At 71.0% G+C, this 17,979-nt stretch carries 19 protein-coding genes; 11 read left to right on the forward strand and 8 right to left on the reverse strand.

Going from position 1 to position 17,979, the window contains the following annotated elements:
* Positions 1–23 precede the first annotated feature (23 nt).
* Positions 24–629 (forward strand): suppressor of fused domain protein, encoded by a 606-nt coding sequence (locus B6R96_RS02810; RefSeq protein WP_237291291.1) that lies wholly within the window; start codon positions 24–26, stop codon positions 627–629.
* Between the two features lie 448 nt (positions 630–1,077).
* On the opposite strand, the gene B6R96_RS02815 is transcribed toward B6R96_RS02810, so the two are convergent.
* Positions 1,078–2,196, reverse strand: a complete 1,119-nt coding sequence (locus tag B6R96_RS02815; RefSeq protein ID WP_081521430.1) for a serine hydrolase domain-containing protein — start codon at positions 2,194–2,196, stop codon at positions 1,078–1,080.
* A gap of 172 nt (positions 2,197–2,368) precedes the next feature.
* Here B6R96_RS02815 and B6R96_RS02820 point away from each other — a divergent pair, with 172 nt between their 5' ends.
* Complete coding sequence (locus tag B6R96_RS02820; protein ID WP_053172373.1) at positions 2,369–3,064, forward strand: TetR/AcrR family transcriptional regulator; 696 nt, start codon at positions 2,369–2,371, stop codon at positions 3,062–3,064.
* A gap of 161 nt (positions 3,065–3,225) precedes the next feature.
* Here B6R96_RS02820 and B6R96_RS02825 read toward each other — a convergent pair whose 3' ends face one another.
* Positions 3,226–4,125 (reverse strand): hypothetical protein, encoded by a 900-nt coding sequence (locus B6R96_RS02825; protein WP_081521431.1) that lies wholly within the window; start codon positions 4,123–4,125, stop codon positions 3,226–3,228.
* Complete coding sequence (locus B6R96_RS02830; RefSeq protein WP_081521432.1) at positions 4,122–5,135, reverse strand: SPFH domain-containing protein; 1,014 nt, start codon at positions 5,133–5,135, stop codon at positions 4,122–4,124. The genes B6R96_RS02825 and B6R96_RS02830 overlap by 4 nt, the downstream gene beginning before the upstream one ends.
* Positions 5,136–5,442: 307 nt before the next feature.
* Between B6R96_RS02830 and B6R96_RS02835 the strand changes: the two genes are divergently transcribed.
* Positions 5,443–5,910, forward strand: a complete 468-nt coding sequence (locus B6R96_RS02835) for a hypothetical protein (protein ID WP_081521433.1) — start codon at positions 5,443–5,445, stop codon at positions 5,908–5,910.
* A gap of 367 nt (positions 5,911–6,277) precedes the next feature.
* Entirely contained in the window at positions 6,278–6,709 is a 432-nt protein-coding gene (locus tag B6R96_RS02840; RefSeq protein ID WP_053172381.1) for a pyridoxamine 5'-phosphate oxidase family protein, read from the forward strand.
* A 493-nt stretch (positions 6,710–7,202) separates the two neighbouring features.
* Here B6R96_RS02840 and B6R96_RS02845 read toward each other — a convergent pair whose 3' ends face one another.
* Positions 7,203–8,042 (reverse strand): SDR family oxidoreductase, encoded by an 840-nt coding sequence (locus B6R96_RS02845; RefSeq protein WP_081521434.1) that lies wholly within the window; start codon positions 8,040–8,042, stop codon positions 7,203–7,205.
* 92 nt (positions 8,043–8,134) lie between these two features.
* Here B6R96_RS02845 and B6R96_RS02850 point away from each other — a divergent pair, with 92 nt between their 5' ends.
* The 4 genes from B6R96_RS02850 to B6R96_RS02870 all read left to right on the forward strand — a co-directional run bounded on the left by B6R96_RS02850 (position 8,135) and on the right by B6R96_RS02870 (position 11,951).
* On the forward strand, positions 8,135–8,506 hold the full coding sequence (locus B6R96_RS02850; RefSeq protein WP_081521435.1) for a winged helix-turn-helix transcriptional regulator: 372 nt from the start codon (positions 8,135–8,137) through the stop codon (positions 8,504–8,506).
* Positions 8,507–9,024: 518 nt separating this feature from the next.
* A complete protein-coding gene (locus tag B6R96_RS02860; RefSeq protein WP_081521436.1) occupies positions 9,025–9,750 on the forward strand; it encodes a DUF4241 domain-containing protein in 726 nt (241 codons plus the stop codon).
* Between the two features lie 299 nt (positions 9,751–10,049).
* On the forward strand, positions 10,050–11,120 hold the full coding sequence (locus tag B6R96_RS02865; protein WP_081524942.1) for a hypothetical protein: 1,071 nt from the start codon (positions 10,050–10,052) through the stop codon (positions 11,118–11,120).
* Between the two features lie 192 nt (positions 11,121–11,312).
* The gene (locus B6R96_RS02870; protein WP_257789517.1) at positions 11,313–11,951 is read left to right on the forward strand and encodes an NAD(P)-dependent oxidoreductase; all 639 of its coding nucleotides are present in this window, start codon (positions 11,313–11,315) and stop codon (positions 11,949–11,951) included.
* A gap of 134 nt (positions 11,952–12,085) precedes the next feature.
* On the opposite strand, the gene B6R96_RS02875 is transcribed toward B6R96_RS02870, so the two are convergent.
* Positions 12,086–12,730, reverse strand: a complete 645-nt coding sequence (locus tag B6R96_RS02875) for an NADPH-dependent F420 reductase (RefSeq protein ID WP_081521438.1) — start codon at positions 12,728–12,730, stop codon at positions 12,086–12,088.
* 75 nt (positions 12,731–12,805) lie between these two features.
* The gene (locus tag B6R96_RS02880) at positions 12,806–13,618 is read right to left on the reverse strand and encodes an inositol monophosphatase family protein (RefSeq protein ID WP_081521439.1); all 813 of its coding nucleotides are present in this window, start codon (positions 13,616–13,618) and stop codon (positions 12,806–12,808) included.
* A gap of 139 nt (positions 13,619–13,757) precedes the next feature.
* Here B6R96_RS02880 and B6R96_RS02885 point away from each other — a divergent pair, with 139 nt between their 5' ends.
* Positions 13,758–14,702 carry a LysR family transcriptional regulator gene (locus B6R96_RS02885; protein WP_081521440.1) on the forward strand — a complete coding sequence of 315 codons (945 nt, stop codon included), beginning with the start codon at positions 13,758–13,760 and terminating at the stop codon, positions 14,700–14,702.
* Here B6R96_RS02885 and B6R96_RS02890 read toward each other — a convergent pair.
* Positions 14,680–15,237, reverse strand: a complete 558-nt coding sequence (locus B6R96_RS02890) for an SRPBCC family protein (protein WP_237291292.1) — start codon at positions 15,235–15,237, stop codon at positions 14,680–14,682. The genes B6R96_RS02885 and B6R96_RS02890 overlap by 23 nt on opposite strands.
* 140 nt (positions 15,238–15,377) lie before the next feature.
* On the opposite strand from B6R96_RS02890, the gene B6R96_RS02895 reads away from it, so the two are divergent.
* Both B6R96_RS02895 and B6R96_RS02900 read left to right on the forward strand, forming a co-directional pair.
* Entirely contained in the window at positions 15,378–16,286 is a 909-nt protein-coding gene (locus tag B6R96_RS02895) for a helix-turn-helix domain-containing protein (RefSeq protein ID WP_081521441.1), read from the forward strand.
* Between the two features lie 146 nt (positions 16,287–16,432).
* Entirely contained in the window at positions 16,433–17,413 is a 981-nt protein-coding gene (locus B6R96_RS02900) for a hypothetical protein (RefSeq protein WP_081521442.1), read from the forward strand.
* Between the two features lie 74 nt (positions 17,414–17,487).
* Here B6R96_RS02900 and B6R96_RS38935 read toward each other — a convergent pair whose 3' ends face one another.
* Positions 17,488–17,685, reverse strand: a complete 198-nt coding sequence (locus B6R96_RS38935) for a hypothetical protein (RefSeq protein WP_443069881.1) — start codon at positions 17,683–17,685, stop codon at positions 17,488–17,490.
* Positions 17,686–17,979: the final 294 nt, after the last annotated feature.

Consider the following 17,979-nt stretch of genomic DNA (forward strand, 5'->3'; position numbering starts at 1 on the left):
GGTAAGCGGTCGGGCCGGGCCGGATGATCGAGGTCTGGCATGACCGCGCGGTGAGCGATGCGAAGGTGCCGGCTGCGGAGTCCGTTGAGTCACATGTCCGGGCGTATTTCGAAGGACATTCCGTGGAGGTCGTTGTCCGCGATCTGGGCGCGGGCCGGCGCGAGGCCGTGCCCGACCTCCGGATTCTCGTGGTGAGCCCTGGTCCGCGCAGCGACAGTTGGGCCTATGTGACGGCAGGGTGCTGGGCCGCGATGGAGGAGGAAGGCCACGGGCTTGAGTTCGTCATGACGGCCCGCTGCCGGGACCAGCGGTTCATCGACCTCATGGCCATGATCGCCTACTACCACTGCGGAGGGCATCAGCTGGATCTGGAGCACAGCATGCCGATCGGTGAACCATGGGTGCCGGGCTCGGCCTGCGACCACCTGCTGATCAGCCTGCCCTATCTTCACGGGCCCGACCTCGAACACTGTCCACTGCCTGGGGGGCATGCCCGCATCCTGTGGGCCTTGCCTGTGACGGCTGCCGAAATCGAGTTCCGCAGGCGTGAGGGCCATGAAGCGTTGGAACAGCTCTTCGACGAGGCGGAGATCGTTCCCAGTGATCCCTTCCGGGCGTCGGTGGCGTGAGGCACCGTAGCAACGCATGCCCCATGGGGCGGCCGTCCGGACCGACTCCCATCCAGGTACGCCGCCCCGGTTCCACCGCACAGGCCCCTCGTTGCTCAGGGGGACAGGGCCCATGGGCTTCAGCCGCGTTCCCAGTAGGCGCAGGAGCGCGGGATGTCCCCGGCCGCTGTGGTCGGGTCGGGGCAGCTTGACGGCGTGCCGCTCGGGGCGGGAGCCCGCTCCCAGTGGGTCGGCCCCGAACCGGGATCCCCCGATGCGTCGAGGTGGAGAGTGGCTGCGCCACATGCCAACACGAGCGCCAACCAGCCCGCCCCCGCCCACCACCAGACCGTCCGTGACACCGCTCCCCCTCGACCCCGATCGCCCCGGGAGCGGTCTGCCGTGCAGAGCCGCGCGTCCCCCCGGACGTCACGATGGTCCCACGCCGCCCCCGGAGCCGGACACGGCGTCAGTCGTCCATGGCCAGGCGGTACAGCGTCGCAAGCGCGTCGTCGATGGGGTGGGGCTGCGGCGTACCGGAAGAGTCGAGGCTGTTCCACCTCTGCAGGTTCACCGCGACTGCCATCTGCCGCGCGCCGTCGGCACGGGTCATGGCCAGCGCTCCCCCGCCCCAGACCGTGCCGCCGTGCCCCCAGTAGGTGCTCCGGCCCGGGCCTTCCATCGGGTGCAGGCCGAGGCCGTAGTCGATCGTCCTCCCCTCTTGGGAGACGACCGGGACCGTGCGTTGCATCTGCGCCAGCGACGACGGGCCGACGATCTCCCCGGCCAGCAGCAGGCCGTAGAAGCGGTTGAGGTCCGCGACGGTCGATATCAGTGAGGCCGACGGCCCCACCCACGACATGTCGTAGACGCTGTAGTCGCGCGGCGGGTCGATCATGCCGAACCACGCCTCGTAGAGCTGCGAGTGCGGCCCGTCGACGTACGGTCCGGCGGGGAGTCGGGTGTCCCGGAGCCCGGCGCGCTCGATGACGTTCCGGGTGATGTACTGCTCGGCCGTAGTGCCGGTCACCTGTTCCAGGAGTTCGACGAGGAGCAGGTAGTTGGTGTTGGAGTACACCCCCGGCCGACCGCCCGGGGTGCCGACGGCAGGTGCGGCGACGCCCATCCCGATCAGTTCGGTGGGGTCGAACCGCGTGAACCGGTGGTCGTCCAGGCTCTGGGGTCCGGTGTCCGCGAGGGCGGGGAACGCCTTGAGGGAGGGGTAGGCGTACGGGAGGTACTCGGCGAGGCCGCTGGTGTGGTCGAGCAGCATCCGGACCGTGATCGCGGCACCGCGTTCGCCGGGCACCAGCTTCGGAAGGTACCGGCCGATCGGTACGTCGAGGCCGATCCGGCCGCTCTCGACCTGCTGCAGGACCGCCGCGGCAGTGAACGTCTTGGTGATGCTGCCGACGCGGTGGCGCATGTCGGCGCAGACGGGGCGGCCGGTGGCGACATCGGCGACCCCCGCGGCGCCGCGCCAGACCCGGTCGCCGTCGCGCACCTCGGCGAACAGGCCCGGCATCCCGGCGCGGTGCACGTTTTCGATGGCCGCGTCCAGCGCCGCGAAATCCAGTGGGTTCTTCACGTCATGCGTCCTTTCGTCTTCCCCGGGGCGAGCTCCGCAGCGGGTCGCCCGACCCGGACAACAGGGCACGAGTGGCGTGCCGGCCCGCCCGGCACGCTCATGTCCTCATTATGCACGCGGTGCGTGCATCACTGGGTGCACCGGTAGTCTGAGATCCGGCGAGAGGAGCAAGATGGCAGGCCGAAGGCGCTGGACGACCGAAGAGATCCTGGATGCGGCGGCGGAGCTGCTGCGTACGAGCAGCGCGGATTCGTTCAGCGTGCGCAAGCTGGCCACGGTCCTCGGGACCGATTCCTCCAGCCTCTACCGGCACTTCCGCAGCAAGACCGAACTGCTGCGCGCGGTCGCCGACCGGATCCTCCTGGCCGCGATGGACGGCTACCGCCCCGAGGGCGACTGGAAGCAGCGCATCACCGCACTGGCCTGGCGCGTGCGGGAAGCCTTCGGGCAGCAGCCGCAGCTCGCCGCGATCTGGGGGCGCTACGCATCGAGCGGCACCGGCTCCCGGCTGGTCATGGAAGAGGTCCTCCAGGCCCTGCGCGCGTCGGGCCTGCCCGACGAGGAGATCCCGGGGCGCTACCACCGGATCGCGATCCTCCTCGCCGCCCTGATCGCCTCCGAGGCCGGAATCAGCACCGTCACTCCCGAGGAGCACGAACAGGGCATGGAGCTGTTCCGCGTCGCGGTACTGGGCGCCGACCCCGAACGCTTCCCGGCCCTGGCCCACTTCGCCCGCGAGGTCCGCCCGCTCGGGGCGGATCGCCGCGCCGCGTTCGAGGAGATCCTCGCCGCTCAACTCGCCGACATCGAGGCCGCGACCCACCCCAGCCACCCGGGCCGGCAGGGGCGTGGACACCCGAAGGGATAGGGATGACCGGAGGCTGCACGCCGGTCCCCCGTGCGGCAGGCCGTTCCGGGGCGCCCCTCGGGAGTGGCGGGAGTAGCCGTTGACGTACCTACGGGCGACCGGCTCGCGCCGTCCTTCCGCGGGGCCGCGGCCGCAACTGCCGGTCGGGCAGGGCGGTCACGTCACGTCACGAGGTGAAGCGACGTTCCCGCGATGCCCAGCCGTACGCTCTGGCCCCAGGTCAGCTCCAGGGCGTCGCTCTCCATTCCGTCGCCGAAGACCACCATCCGGTCCGACTCCACGGTCAGCTGCAACCCCTGCCCCTGCCCCAACTCGCCGGCGACCTTCGTCGTTCCGGTCGTGGGAGAGGGCCAGGCCTCGCGCACGAACCACAGGAGCCGCCGGTCGCAGGGTGCGGGCAGACCCGCGCGGCTGCCGCGTTCCAGCCACAGGGAGCGCAGCCAGCCGGTGGCGCCCGTGCCGGTGCCCACCAGCACCCCGGAGGATGCCTGGGCCTCGCCCGGGCCGTTCTCGCCGTCGGAGCCCAGGCGGTAGCGGGCCGTCTGGTGACCGGGTGAACCCAGGTAGATCTCGTTCAGCGCGAGAAGGCGCTGGGTGTCGTCGGCGACGGCCTCGACCATGGTCAGCTCCTCCGCCCGGCTCCCGGCTGCGGTCGCCGCACGCAGCAGGGCGGCCGCGTCGGCGCAGCGGTGACGGACCAGGACGCCCGGGTTGCGCCCGGGGTCGGTGTCGATGCCCACCACCGGTTGTCCGCGCAGATACTTCGCGGTGTTGGCGACCAGGCCGTCCTGGCCGACCACGACGACCACGTCCTCCGGGGCGAACAGGAAGCGGTCCAGGTCCGCCCGCTCCACCCGGGAGTTGCGCCAGGTGAGCGGTACCGCCGCCGCCACCTCCCGCAGCGCCTGCCGCGTGCGCTCGTGGCGGCGGACCACCTCATCGATCGACCGGCCCCGGCTGGACAGGAAGAAGGCGGCCTGCCCGTGCGTCCCGTGCCGCGCGAGCAGCTCCTCGTACTCGGTCCTGCGGTGCACGATCACCGCCCGCGGGGCCAGGCTCACGCGCCCGCGTCTCCTTCCGGACGTCCGAGCCTGGCGAGGAGGCCGGTGAGGACGTCAGGAGAGAGCGTGATGCTCTCGATCCGCGGCAGGTTCTCGGCCAGCCGGGTCACCGCCAGGGCGTGCAGCGTGTCCTGGTCGGCTTCGTCGTGCACGCGCAGCCAGGCGGCCTGCGCCTCGGCGCGCGCCGCGCCCGTCTCGCGCGCCGCCTCGGCGTCGGCGCGGGCCAGGCGGACCTTGCGGGCCGCCTCGGTCTCGGTCCGAATGCCGTCCGCGGCCGCCTTCTCCTCGGCCTCGCGGCGGGTGTTGGTGCCGCGCTGGTCGATCAGCTGTTCCTCGCGCCTGGCCAGTTCGATCTGGCTGGCCAGCTCGTTCTCGGCGATGGCGCGCTCCCGCTCGACGGCGACGGCCCGGCGCTCGTAGGTCGCCCGGTCCGCTTCCTGCTGGATCTGCTCGCGGGCCGGGGTGCGCAGCGCGCGCTCCACCTCGGCCTCGGGGCGGATCGCCACGACCCGTACGGTCACCACTTCGATGCCGGTGGCCGGGAGCCTGGGCTCGGCGGCGAGCCCGGCGGCGACGCTCCCCCGCACGGAGGCGACGCCGTCCACCAGGGCAACGGCCAGCGGAGTCCGGGCCAGGACGTCCAGCGTGTGCTGCTGCGCGGTCTCGGTGAGAAGGGTGGCGATCTGCTCCAAGGGGGCGCCGCGCCAGCTCCCGGTGTCGGGGTCGACGGAGAAGTCCAGCCGGTTCGCGGCTTCGGCCGGGTCGTTGATCCGGTAGGTGACGGTGGCCTGCACGGCGACGTCCTGGAAGTCGGACGTACGGGCGTGGAACGCCATGGCCAGCTCCCGGTCGTCGACCGGCACTTCGGAGAGCGCCGCCGACAGCGACCGGTACCAGAAACTGAGCCCCCGTCCGTCGTGGACGAGTCGGCCGCGCTTGTGGTGGCGGATGTGGGTGGTGGGCGCGGAGCGCAGATGGCGCCAACCGAGGCGCCGGGTGATGTCGGCCATGGTGGACCCCCTTTATTTCGTCAGTGCGACGATAACGACCCTCGCCAATATCGTCAAGGGGACGAGAAGCGGCCTTCCGGGACGCCGCCAGCGACCAACGGAAGCGGCTCGGACGGGCACTGACGGGGCCTAGGCGGAGAGCTGGGGGTTCCCGGGCACCCGCTGGCCCGCGTCGGGTACGCCCGGTACGTCGAGCGCGTCGAGTGCGTCGAGTCCAGGACGACGCCGGATGAGAACGTTTGATCGATAACATCGCGGCACGACATTTCAGTGGTCAGCGCCAGCGGCCTGACGAGGTGGGGAAGTTATGAGCGATGACGTCCTGTCGATCATTCCGAGCGATCCGCAGTGGCAGCCGGATCCCGATGCGGTCGATCGCGTCGTCGAGCTCATCGAGGACCTGGCTCCCGGAGTTGCCGACGGCGTGGACGTGGAGATCGACGTGACATGGCACGACGTGGTGACCGCCATCGACTGCGGGGAAAACCTGGAGAGAATCGGCTGCCCCCTGTGCCAGGCAGCCATCGACACGGAGTGGTGGGGCGACCACCTCGAGGCCCGCCGCGACAACGCATTCACCACGCTCGACGTCAAGGTCCCCTGCTGTGGCGGATCGACCACGCTGGACGTGCTGGACTACGACTGGCCATGCGGTTTCGCCCGTTTCGAGATCGCCATCTGGAACCCCGAACGGCTCTGGTTCAGCGAGGACGAGCTGACGGCCCTGGGAGCCCGATTGGGCCATCCGGTGAAACAGATCCGAGCCCGCATCTGAGCGTCCGCAACCCAGCCGACGCCTGCGCAGAGCCGAGCCGATCTGCCCACCGGTCCGCCGGTCCGGCAGTCCGCATACCGGCTGTTGCCGCTGGGCGGCTCAGCCGGCCGTGGCGGTGGAGCGGGTTGCGGCCGCCGCCACGCGGACCGGCGTACCCCGACTCGGCAGCGACCTGACGGCGGGCCCTCTGCCGCATCGGCGCCGGCGCGGGCCCACAGGAGGGACGGGCGCCGAGTTCGGAACGTGCCGACCGCCCCACTGGGCCGGCCGGGCGAATTGGGGCCGGGCGGGGAATGGGCGCGCAGCGGGGCAGGCTTCTCGGGGAAGGGACCCCTTGAGGGGGATTCGTCTGTCGAAGGAGTGAGCCGTGGCCCTGTCCCGGACCGAACGTGAGCAGTTCCTCGCCGAGCCCCACGTCGCCGCGTTCGCGGTGAACGCGGGAGCGGAAGGTGACCGTGCGCCGCTCGCGGTCCCCATCTGGTACCAGTACGCACCCGGCGGCGACATTTGGATCATGACCGGACGGGACTCGCGCAAGGCCGATCTGATCCGGGCCGCAGGCCGGTTCACCCTGATGGTGGACCGTCTGGAGCCCACGATCCGGTACGTGTCGGTCGAGGGGCCGGTCACCTCCACGGTTCCCGCCACGCGCGAGCAGCTGGTGGAGATCTCCTCCCGCTACCTGCCGGCGGAGAAGGTCGAGGGTTATGTCGACTTCGCCTGGAAGGACCACGGGGAGCAGGTCGTGATCCACATGCGTCCGCAGCGGTGGGTGAGTTCGGACCTCGGCAACGTCTGACAACACCCCCGGCCGAGGGGACACCAAGCGGTACGGGAGGCATCCACCGCCCGCCCGCACAAGAGGCAGAAAGGACCCCGACCGGCCCCGGGGGGAGGGCCTGGTCGGGGCCGCGCCCCGACAGGCGGGGGGGCCGGGCGGAGCGGTCAGGGCGTGGGGCCGGGAAGGGCGGTCCCCTCGCGGCGAGGGCTCTGCAGGGCTTCAGCCGAACGATCTCCCCACGGGCACAGGCACAGGCACAGGTCGGGCCCGGGGACAGAGTCCCTTCCCGCACGGAATGTACCCGCACGCCGGAGACCCGGCGCCCCGCCCCAGATCAGTAAGCGACCGGTGCCCTGGCGGGGGACCGTCTGACCTGCACCCGCAACTTGGCCCCGCCGAAAGCCGTCGGGTCGTCCACGAGGACCAAAACCGGCTCCGGCTCAGCGCAAGTCGGGGCGGCCGTGGCGCGGAAGCGGCTCCTGGCGGCTCCTGAGGTCGGCGCTGATCCGTGTCAGCGGAACGCGGCGGCGTTACGGGCGGCCCAGTCGGCGAAGGGGCGCGGGGCGCGGCCGAGGACCTGCTGGACGTCCGGGCTGACACGCAGTTCGGCCGGGCTCGGGGAACCAAGGATGTCCAGGGTGTCGTCGGCGAGCTCCGCCGGCATGCTCTGGGTCATGGCAGCCTTCGCCTCCCCGCGGCTGAGCTCGCGAAATCCGACCGGCGAGCCCAACGTGGCGGCGATGGCCTCCGCCTGCTGGCGCGGAGTGATCACCTCCGGGCCGGTCAACTCGTAGACGCCGCCGGTGTGCCGGTCACTCAGCAGGCAGGCCGCCGCGACTGCGGCGATGTCCGCCGGGTCGATGATCGGCACCCCGACGTCGCCGAAGGGGGCCGCGACCACCCGTCGCGCGCGGACGGAATCCGCCCACCACAGGGCGTTGGAGGCGAAGCCGCCCGGCCGCAGGATGGACCACTCCAGGCCGGACTCCCGCAGCGTGTCCTCCAGCGCGCGCATCGCGATCCGCGTCGGGCCGAAGGGCCGGGTCACCACGCCCAGCGTGGAGAGCAGGACGACCCGGCGGACCCCGCCGGCGGCGGCTTCGCCGATGATGTCGACAGAGCCGGCCCCATTGGCGTGCAGGTCGCCGGACAGCAGCAGGAACAGCGCCTCCGCCCCTGCCAGTACGGGCCTGAGGCCGGCCGGCTCGGCCAGGTCGGCCACCACATGGCGGGCCCCGTCCGGCACCGCCGCCGTATGCCGTGACACAGCCGTCACGTGCCGGCCCGCCTCGGTCAGTGCCTGCGTCAGCGGCCGCCCGATGTTCCCAGTAGCCCCGGTCACCACGATCATGATCAGCTCCTTTGTCGGATCTTGTCTGTGGACTTGACGCTAGGAGCCGGGCTAACTTCTGGTAAGGACATACCTGTGGGTAAGCTCATCACGTGACCGAAAGCGCGCAGCTCAACCAGGCCGACCCGCAGAAGCGGTATGACGTGCTTCACACCGAGTGCGCCGCGCGCGATGTGGTCGACCATGTGACCAGCAGGTGGGGTGTGTGGGTACTGATCTCCCTGCGGAGCAACGACCTCCGGTTCTACGAGCTGCGCGACAGCATCCAGGGCATCAGCGAGAAAATGCTCGCCCAGACCCTGCGCGCACTGGTCCAAGACGGTCTGGTCTGGCGGGAGGTCGAGCCGACGACGCCGCCTCAGGTCACCTACGGACTGACCGAGTTCGGCCGGGACGTCGGCGAGCCGTTGACGGAGCTGTTCGACCGAATCACACGCCGGCTGCCGCCGCGCAGCACGGACTAGCGGGGCAACGCCTGCCAGCGGGCGGGCCCATGCACCCCACCCGGGCCAAGCAAAGCCGGTCCGCCGCGCCTTGTACGGGATCCGCGGCGACCAGGTCGTATGCGCCTTTCGAAGCACGGCGTCGGCTTCGCGACCGTGCAGCGGGCTCTGGTCCCGGCGGTGCCGGAGCCGCGGAAGTAGATGCGTCCGCGGGAAACGCGGCTGGCCCCCTACAGGCCCGCGATCGACGCCATACTCACGGCGCATCTGACCGCACCTCGGAAGCAGCGACACACCGTCAAGCGGATCTACGACCGGCTGCTGAACGAATCGCGCAGTTCGAGGCGCGACACCAACTGCCCCCGGGGCCTGTCGCCTACGCCTTCCGGGCATGGGCCTTGGCCCTCCACGAGTGGCCGGACCATGGACAGATCTTGGGGAGCGATCACGGATTGCGACGATGCAAGAAGGGCCGATGTCAGCGGGCCCACGTAGCTTTCGGTTGACCGCCCGGCCGGGTGGCGAGGAGGGAGTGAGACATGGAGTGGGTCAGGGACGCCCGGCTGGCAGCCGGGCCTGAGGCCACCTGGTACTTGGAGGCGGCTTTCACGCCCGGCGCTCACCTTGGGACGGTGTACGACGATCCGATGACGCCGGTAGTCGTGACGGGCATCGAGGAGCTGACGACGATCCGCGTACCGAGCGGCCGGCTTGTCGTCGATGCGCCATGGCACGACGACCAGGTCTGGGAGTACCAGAGGGGGCTGCCGACCAGGCCCCCGCGGGAGCTGGCGGTGCGCATTCCCCCGGGCGTCTACCGGGTGGAGACCGCGTGGACGGCAGGCCCGTACGAGTTCATGGGCGAGCACGTCGACGGTGTTGAGTGCGCCGCGACGCGCCTGTGCATCAGCGACGACCCTGTCGTCGGATGGGAGATGGGCCTGAGCGTCGAGGACGACATCGCCCGGCTTCAGCCGGGCGAGGAGCCCCGCTTCTTCTCCGATGCCAATGTCGGCTGCTTCGCCGATGCAGGCGCGTGGACGACCTTGTCCGCACCGTTTCGCACGTTCATAGACGGGGTCCCAGCCCCACGCGATTCTGAGCAGCTGGCCGACGGGTGCGAACGGGTACGCGATGAGTCGCAGCAAGCCGATCTGGTCACGTTCGGGGCCGAGTCGGGCGGCGTCGTCTGGTTGGGCCGCACGAAGACCGGCCACGTGGCGGCGATCGTCGTCACCAGCGGCATGCCCGATGCGAAAGCATGACATCGCTGCCGCCTCTCCCTGTCCTGCAAGTCGCGCAGCCGGACGTGGCTGCCCGACTTCGCTGGGAGGAACAGCCTGAGGAAAAGTATCGGGAGTCGCACGGGCGCCGGGTACGAAGGCCGACCCCAGGAAGCCGGCGTCCTCCGGCCCTGCCGTCAGCCGTGCATTCCCCACCCACGCCATCGCGCTCTCCCGCATCGCCATCAACAACCGGCGTGGCCGGAACCGACGAGGGCGGAAACACTCTGGATGGTGCAGTGATCACCGACGCCCTCTTCCGGGGGCACGAGGAGCCGTCGATGCGCCACTTCGAGTCCCAGCACGACGCGCGCCTGGCCGTGTACGGGACTGTCGCCACTCGCCTGTCCCTGCTGAGCGACCGACGCCTCGGCGAGATGGTGGCGTCCGCTCCTCCGCTCGGATCCGGCATCGGCGGCAGGTCGGCGGAGCTGGAAATCGACGGGACGAGGGTCTTCGTCAAAAGGGTGCCGCTGACGGACCTCGAGGCCCGCCCGGGGAACGTCAGGTCCACGGCCAACCTCTTCGGTCTGCCGATGTTCTACCAGTACGGAGTGGGCTCGGCCGGGTTCGGGGCCTGGCGCGAGCTGGCCGTCCACGCCATGACCACCAACTGGGTTCTTGGAGGGGAGTACGAGGGGTTTCCCCTGATGTATCACTGGCGGATCCTGCCCGACTCCGCTCCTGCCGGCTTCGCCGACGAGTTCGGGGGCATCGACAAGGCAGTCGCCTACTGGGAAGGCTCTCAGCCGGTACGTAAGCGCCTGGAGGCCATCGGCCGGTCCTCCCGCAGCCTGGTGCTGTTCCTGGAACACGTGCCGCAGACGCTCGCCGCGTTACTGCAGGAGCATCGGGCGACCGCGCAGACCCCTGGCGGCGGCGCTCCTGCCTGGGCGGAGGATGCTCTGGCGCGGGGCACCGCGTTCATGAGCTCTCACGGACTCGTGCACTTCGATGCCCACTTCCACAACATCCTGACCGACGGCCGGTTGATCTACTTCGCGGACTTCGGACTGGCTCTGAGCTCAGGTTTCGAGCTGTCAGCAACCGAGCAGCAGTTTCTCGCTGACCATGTCGGGTACGACCGCGACTACACCGCGAGTCGTCTGATCCACCACCTCGTCGACCGCGTCCGGGGCGGCATGGAAGCAGACGCGTTCCTCCAGGAGTGGATCGCAGGTCGGAGGCCCAGAACCGTTCCGCGTGAGATCGCCGCGATCCTGGAACGGCATGCCCCGGCCAGCGTCGTCCTGGACGGCTTCCATCGCAGACTGCTGTCGGAAAGCAGGCAGACGCCCTTCCCCGGTGCCGAACTCAACCTCTTCGCACACGCCGGTGAGGCATCACGCTGACATCCGACAGCAGCGGGGCGCATGGATGTACGGAGTGCTGCGCGGCTACTCTCGTGACCGTTCCCTCCTGGTACACCCTGGTACAGCCTGGTACAGGCTAGTGAGTCACGATTTGCATGTGTTGTTCGACATCGGGCACGCCCGCCACGCCTCGCCCGCCAGGAAGCCGGCCCGTACACAGAGAAAAGAGGCCTGCTCACGCAACTCACCGTCCTCGGCGCCACGGGCCCCATCGGCCAGCAAGTGCTCCAGCAGGCCCTCACCGCCGGACACCGGGTCACCGCACTGGTCCGTGACGCGGCCCGGCTGCCGCAACGCGATGACGAGCGCGTCACCGTCGTCATCGGCGACGCCGCCTCCGCCGCGGACGTCGAAGAGGCGGCTCGGGGCAGCCAGGCCCTCATCTGCGCCCTGGGACCGGGCAAGGACTACAAGTCCACTCTCGCCACCCGCACCGCCGGTCCCGTCCTGGAGGCCATGGCCGCCGCCGGACTGGAACGTCTCGTCTGGCTCTCGGCTCTCGGCTCGGGCGACACCGCCCGGCGCCAGTCCCACTTCCAGACCTGGGCGGCGAAGCTCGTGATGGGCGCGCTCATGGCCGACAAGGGCATCGCCGATGAGACCATCGCCCGCAGCGACCGCGACTGGACCATCGCCCTGCCCGTGATGTTCGCCAACGGCCCGACCACGGCCGGCTACAGGACGATCCCGCTCGACGGAACCCGCGGACGCGTCGGCGGGAGGATCAACCGTGCCGACGTGGCCGACTTCCTGCTTTCCGCTGCAACCGGCGAGCGCTGGGTCCGCCGGCGCGTCATCCTCACGCGCTGAGCCGCCCGCCCGCCCACACGACCGGATCGCTCGAACCGACTCCCGGTCCCGGAGGCCCTGCTCGACGACCCCGACCCCGACCCCGACCCCGACGCCGCGGTACGGGAGGCGGTGGAGGCCGGGCTCGTGGTGGGTCAGCGGGCGAGGGAGACGGCGAAGGGCCGGAAGCCGTGTCGGCGCAGGACGTGGGGCACGACCAGAATCATGGCCTCGGTGGCGCGGGCTGTGCTGATGTCGCCGAGGTCCTCGATGCGTTCGGGCTGCCAGCCCAGGTCTCCGAGCAGGCCGGTGACGGTCTTCTTCGCGGTCTCGTCGTCGCCCGAGAGATAGGCGGTCGGTGGGGTGGCCAGGGTTTCGGGGGCGGTCATGACCATGAACAGCATGGTGTTGAGGGTCTTGACCACATGGGTGTCCGGGAGTGCGGCCTGGAGCTTCTCGGCGAGGCTGCTGCCGGGGTAGCACAGGTCGCCGGGCAGGCCGTCAGGGGCGTCGCGGGTGGCGTTGGAGACGTCGATGAGGATCTTGCCGGCGAGTTCGGCGCGCAGGCCGGTGAGGCGGTCCAGGGAGCTGTCACCCGGCGTCGCGTTGATCACGATGTCCGTGGTGCGGGCGGTGGTCCGTTGGTCGGCGAAGGTGATCCGCGGGGCGGGCCCGGTGGCGAGGGGGCCGTTCTCTTCGGGGCCGCGGGTGCCGAGGGTGACATGGTGTCCGGCTGCGGCGAGCTTGCCGGCGAGGTTGGTCCCGACGCGGCCGGCGCCCAGGATGCCGATGCTGCTCATGCGGTGATGCTCCTTGCGGTAAAGGGTGGTTGGGCGGTGATGGGTGATCGGTGAGCGGTGAACGGTGACGGCCGGTCAGGCGATCGGCGAGAGGACCTTGAGGGCGGCGGCGTGGACGCCGGGCGCGCCGGCCAGGAAGTCGCGGCTGCCGGTGTTCCAGGGTTCGCCCGCCAGGTCGGTGACGGTGCCCCCGGCCTCGGAGACCAGGAGGGCGCCGGCGACCAGGCCTGAGCGGACGTCGGAGAACTGCCAGAACGCGTCCATGCGTCCTGCGGCAACGTGGATGAGCTGCATGGTGGCGGGAACGGACACCCGTACGACCAGACCGTTGATGAGCATGGCGGTGACGGAGTCACCGATCCGCCGGAAGGTGAGCTCGTCCTCGCCGGGCTTGGCCTGGCCGGTGCCGATGAGGGCGGCGCCCAGGTCGGTCTTGGCGGACACCTTCAGCCGCTGGTCGTTGAGGCGGGCGCCGCCGCCGGCGACGGCGGTGTAGGTGTCGCCGGTCAGCGGCAGGTGGACGACGGTGAGTACCGGCTGGTTGTCGCGGACCAGGGTCGCGGTGACGGCCCAGTCGTCCATGCCGTGGACGTGGTTGATGTTGCCCTCGGCGGGGTCGACGACCCACCACTCCCCCGGCGGGAGCGCGCCGCCGGCCAGCTCGTCCTCGGCCCACTGCGACCCCTGCCGGGCCCGCAGCAGCGGCTCCCGCAGCACCTCGAGGACGGCGTCGTCGTTGGCGTGGATCTCGCCGACGACCTCGTCGAGACTCACGCCCCGGGCGTGCGAGGTGTAGCGGTCGCGCAGTACGGCACCGGCGGTCTTCACCGCGGCGGTCACGTCGGCGAGGAGCGTCGTACCGGCGTCGAACGGCATGGCGATAGGCATGGCTGTGCTCATGGCGGGCTCCCTGGGGAATCGAATCGGTGGTGGAAGCGGGGGGTGGTTGCCTCGCCCCCGCACTTCGAAGGTAGGCCGCCCGATCATTAACAACAAGTGCATGCTTGTCACTTGTAGAGTTACTGCCATGCAATTGGATCTGAATCTGCTCACCGCCCTGGACGCACTGCTGGAGGAGGGCAGCGTCGCCGGCGCGGCAGCACGCCTCCACGTCACCGCACCGGCGATGAGCCGCTCCCTGGGCCGCATCCGCAGGGCCACCGGTGACCAGATCCTGGTCCGCACCGGCCGCAGCATGGTCCCCACCACCCGGGCGCTGGCCATGCGCGCCGAGGTCCATGCCCTCGTGCAGCAGGCCCACCACCTGCTGTCCGCCCAGCAGGAACTCGACCTGGCGACTCTGGACCGGGTGTTCACCGTGCGCTGGCACGATGCCCTGACCGCGGCCTGCGGCACCGCCCTGATCACCGCCGTCCACCATCGGGCGCCCGGCGTCCGGCTGCGCCTGTCCGCCGAACCCGGGACGGACGACGCCGAGTTGCGCCGGGGTGAGGTCGACCTCGCATCGAGCTCCAGCGCTCCGACGCTCCCCGACATCCGCCATCGCCTCGTCGGCAGGGACCGGCTGGTCGTCGCCGTCCGGCCGGACCACCCGCTCGCCGAAGGCCCGCTGAGCCTCGAGGGCTACGCAGCCGCCCAACACCTCACCGTTTCGCGGCGCGGAAGCCTGCGCGACCCGATCGACGACGCCCTGACCACACGCGGCCTCGAGCGACGCGTCGTGGCCGCCGGGCCCACCGCCGCCTTCGCGCTGCAAGTCGCCCTCGACACCGACCTGATCGTCACCGTCCCCGACGCGGTCACCCGTACCGCCCGGGAACAGCTCGGCCTGGCCACGCTGGCGCCGCCGCTCCCGCTGCCGGACGTCCCCCTGTATCTGCTGTGGCACGGGCGCTACGACAACGACCGCGCCCATACCTGGCTGCGCGACCTTGCCACCGAAACCGTCCGGGCACTGTTCGCGCCACCGACTGCCTCGCAACAGCCCCTCAGCGACCGGACCGCCCGGTGACGGCCGGATGTTCGGCGATCCATTGAGCAAGGCAGAGCAGGGTGGTTTCGACGCTGTCCGTCATGTAGTCGCGCAGCGCGTCGAGATCGCCGCGGGTGGTGCCCAGCACGCTGTCGAGGCGCAGGAGTTGCCAGGACTGCTCGACGACGGTGCCTCGTCCCCGGGGGTGGCAGCTCCAGCTCCATTGCACGATGCCGTCCTCGGCGCCGCCGACCACGAAGGCGAAGGCGGTACCGGGGTCGGCCCGTACGACCTGGGAGCGGGTGGTCCACTGCCTGCCGTCCTTGTGGTTGCGGCCGCTGAACCAGGCTCCGACCCGGGGACCGGCGCCCCGGTCGAAGGTGACGTCGCTCGCGTTGGGGCTCCAGCGCCCGATGGCGGACACGTCACTGATCAGGTCGTAGACCCGGTCGGGCGCGGCATCGACCCAGGCGCGCCGGGAGAAGGTGAAGTCCGATGCGTCCACGACCTCGAAGGGGTCGTGTTCGCCGGCGGTGGCAATGACAGGGGTAGCAGTGGTGGTGTTGGCGTTCAAGGCGTCCTCCTGGACAAATGGGTCGGTGCCGTGTCGGCGACGCCCACATCACCACCGGTCCCGCCGGGGAGCCAGACCCGCTGGTGCCTATCCCCGTCAGGGGCAGGCTGCGGCCCGGGGCCCGTCCCATACTCGGATCCATGAACGGAAAAGTGCGGCTCGGGGAGTTCCTGCAGACGCGGCGCTCCCAGCTGCAGCCGGAGGATCTCGGAATACCCGGCTACGGAGAGCGGCGCCGCGTGCCGGGGCTGCGACGCGAGGAGCTGGCCTCGCTGGCGGGTGTCAGCGTCTCCTACTACACCCGGCTGGAACAGGGGCAGTCCCTGAACGCCTCACCGCAGGTGCTCGACGCGATCGCCCGGGCCCTGCGGCTGGAGGAGGCCGAGCGGCTGCACCTGCACAACCTGGCCCGGTCGTCGGCCACGGGCCCAGGACGAGGCCGCCGGCCCGCCCCGGAGCGGGTGACGGACGCGACCGGCCAGTTGCTGGAGGCGCTGGCCCACGTTCCGGCGATCGTGACCGGCCGCCGCAGTGACGTCCTGGCATGGAACCGGCTGGGCCATGCGCTGTTCGCCGGGCACCTGGACCCGGGCGCCCCGGACCGGCCCGCGGGGCGGCCCAACATGGCCCGGCTGGTGTTCCTCGACGCGCACACCCGTGACCTGTACGCCGACTGGCCGGCCAAGGCCAGGGCCGTGGTGGGGAATCTGCGCCTGGTGGCGGGCCTGCATCCGGACGACACCGCGCTCCACGCGCTGGTGGGTGAACTGAGCGCGAAGAGCGCGGACTTCGCCTCGATGTGGGCCGACCACCGCGTCACGGCCTGCGCCGTCGCGACCTACGAGATGCGGCATCCGCTGGTCGGTCCGCTGACCGTCACCCAGCAGACCCTGAGCCAGGGGCAGGGGCAGGGGCAGGGGCAGAACATCGTGGTCGCCACCGCCGAGGCCGACTCGCCCGCGCGGACCACGTTGGCCCTGCTCGCCCAGGTCACCCCGCAGCACGACCCGGCGCGGCCCGGAATCCGGGCCGGCTCCGGCTTCGGCTGACCCGGCCCACATCACCGGCCCGCGAGCGCCCGTACGCACGCGGCCTCCGACCGAAGCCATCCCGTCCCATCGCATCCCCCAACCCCATCCCCAACCCCCGCGCGTCGGCGTACCGCTGCCGCATGTCCGAAAACGGTGAAGGAACCATGTTCAGGAACACGTTGTCCAAGACCGCCGCGGCAGCCGCCGTACTGACCGCGGCAGCGGTCGTCGCGGCCACCCCCGGCATCGCATCGGCCGTCTCCGCCCCGCTGAGCTGTGCGCGCATCACCGCGCACTTCGACCTGGCCCGGCACCAGACCCCCGAGAACGTCGCGCTGGCTCCCGACGGCAGCGCGTACGTCACTTTCGCCGCCGCCCGCCAGGTCGCCCGTATCATCCCCGGTGGATCCACCCGGGTCCTGGCCACCCTGCCCGCCCCGGCCGACGGCGGTATCCACACCCCGGTCCTGGGATTCGCGCTGACCACCGGCATCGTCCGCGCGCACGACGGCACCCTGTACTTCCTCTACGCCACCGGCACCGACGACCTGACCGGCCTGTGGCGCCTGCGCCCCGGCGGCACGCCGCAGCGCATCGCCGCGCTGCCCGCGGCGGGCCTGCCCAACGGCCTCGCCCTGGACCCGCGCACCCGGACCCTCTACGTCACGGACTCCGTCCTCGGCACCATCACGAGCGTGCCCACCACCGGCGGCGCTCCCCGCACTTGGTCCGCCGCGCCCGAACTGGCCTCCAGCGGATTCCTCGGCGCCAACGGGCTGAAGATCCGCAACGGGGCGCTGTGGGTCACCAACCTCGACCGGGGCACCGTGCTGCGCATACCCGTACGGCGGGACGGTCGCGCCGGCCCGGTCCAGACCCGGGCCACCGGCCTGGCCGGGATCGACGACTTCGCCTTCACCGGCCACGGCGATCAGATCCTGGCCGCCCTCAACGGCCCCGGCGAGGTCGCCCTCGTCCAGCCCGACGGCACCCACTCCGTCGTACTGACCGCCGCGGACGGCCTGCAGAACCCCACCTCCATCGCCCTGCGCGGCGATACCGCCTACGTCCTGAGCGCCGCGTACGTCACGGCGAAGGACCCCAACCTCCTCCTGGCCCACCTGCACGGCGGCCGGACCGTGTAGCGGGCGCGCCCGGGCGCAGCATCACCACCAGCCTCATCTGCTGAGGAGGTTCCTCCACCGCGTCCCAGATCCAGTCACGCATGGCATGCCGCTCGACGACCCGCTCGGGCTGCGAGGCCTCGTCGCCGGGACGTCGCAGACGGCTCAGCCCCTCCAGGCCGGGGGTTCTCGACCGGCAGGCAGGTACGCACACGCGCGTACCTGAGCTCCTCGTACGCCGTCCGTACCGCGCTCTGCACCAGCATCACGTCCAGCTGGGGGTGCGCCTCCATCAGCCGCTAGGTGACGTGGCGGATGGCAAGAGCATCCTCCGATTCCGGCATCACGCGCCTCGCCTTCCTCAAGGGAAATCTCCTGCTGCCCAGTCTCGCGACACGGCCCTCGTCAGGTAAGTCGATCTTCCGCCGCTCCGCGCGGCCGCCGGCTGCGCCCACCGGCCGGAATTTTCCGCCCCCGGGCAGTGATCGCCGGTGCATGGCACAGTGGCCGACCCCGCGACCCATCCGGTGCGATGCGCTCCTGGGGTGCTGCCGGGTGGGTCATGGCCCTCGTCTCGTTCCGCGCGG

It is taken from the genome of Streptomyces sp. Sge12, assembly GCF_002080455.1.
Taxonomy (GTDB): domain Bacteria; phylum Actinomycetota; class Actinomycetes; order Streptomycetales; family Streptomycetaceae; genus Streptomyces.

Coding starts and splice junctions, on each gene's coding strand:
- B6R96_RS02810 (WP_237291291.1), top strand. CDS start 24: ATGATCGAGGTCTGGCATGACCGCGCGGTGAGCGATGCGAAGGTGCCG.
- B6R96_RS02820 (WP_053172373.1), top strand. CDS start 2,369: ATGGCAGGCCGAAGGCGCTGGACGACCGAAGAGATCCTGGATGCGGCG.
- B6R96_RS02830 (WP_081521432.1), bottom strand. CDS start 5,135: ATGGCCGACATCACCCGGCGCCTCGGTTGGCGCCATCTGCGCTCCGCG.
- B6R96_RS02835 (WP_081521433.1), top strand. CDS start 5,443: ATGAGCGATGACGTCCTGTCGATCATTCCGAGCGATCCGCAGTGGCAG.
- B6R96_RS02845 (WP_081521434.1), bottom strand. CDS start 8,042: ATGATCGTGGTGACCGGGGCTACTGGGAACATCGGGCGGCCGCTGACG.
- B6R96_RS02860 (WP_081521436.1), top strand. CDS start 9,025: ATGGAGTGGGTCAGGGACGCCCGGCTGGCAGCCGGGCCTGAGGCCACC.
- B6R96_RS02865 (WP_081524942.1), top strand. CDS start 10,050: ATGCGCCACTTCGAGTCCCAGCACGACGCGCGCCTGGCCGTGTACGGG.
- B6R96_RS02875 (WP_081521438.1), bottom strand. CDS start 12,730: ATGAGCAGCATCGGCATCCTGGGCGCCGGCCGCGTCGGGACCAACCTC.
- B6R96_RS02880 (WP_081521439.1), bottom strand. CDS start 13,618: ATGCCTATCGCCATGCCGTTCGACGCCGGTACGACGCTCCTCGCCGAC.
- B6R96_RS02885 (WP_081521440.1), top strand. CDS start 13,758: ATGCAATTGGATCTGAATCTGCTCACCGCCCTGGACGCACTGCTGGAG.
- B6R96_RS02895 (WP_081521441.1), top strand. CDS start 15,378: ATGAACGGAAAAGTGCGGCTCGGGGAGTTCCTGCAGACGCGGCGCTCC.
- B6R96_RS02900 (WP_081521442.1), top strand. CDS start 16,433: ATGTTCAGGAACACGTTGTCCAAGACCGCCGCGGCAGCCGCCGTACTG.
- B6R96_RS38935 (WP_443069881.1), bottom strand. CDS start 17,685: ATGGAGGCGCACCCCCAGCTGGACGTGATGCTGGTGCAGAGCGCGGTA.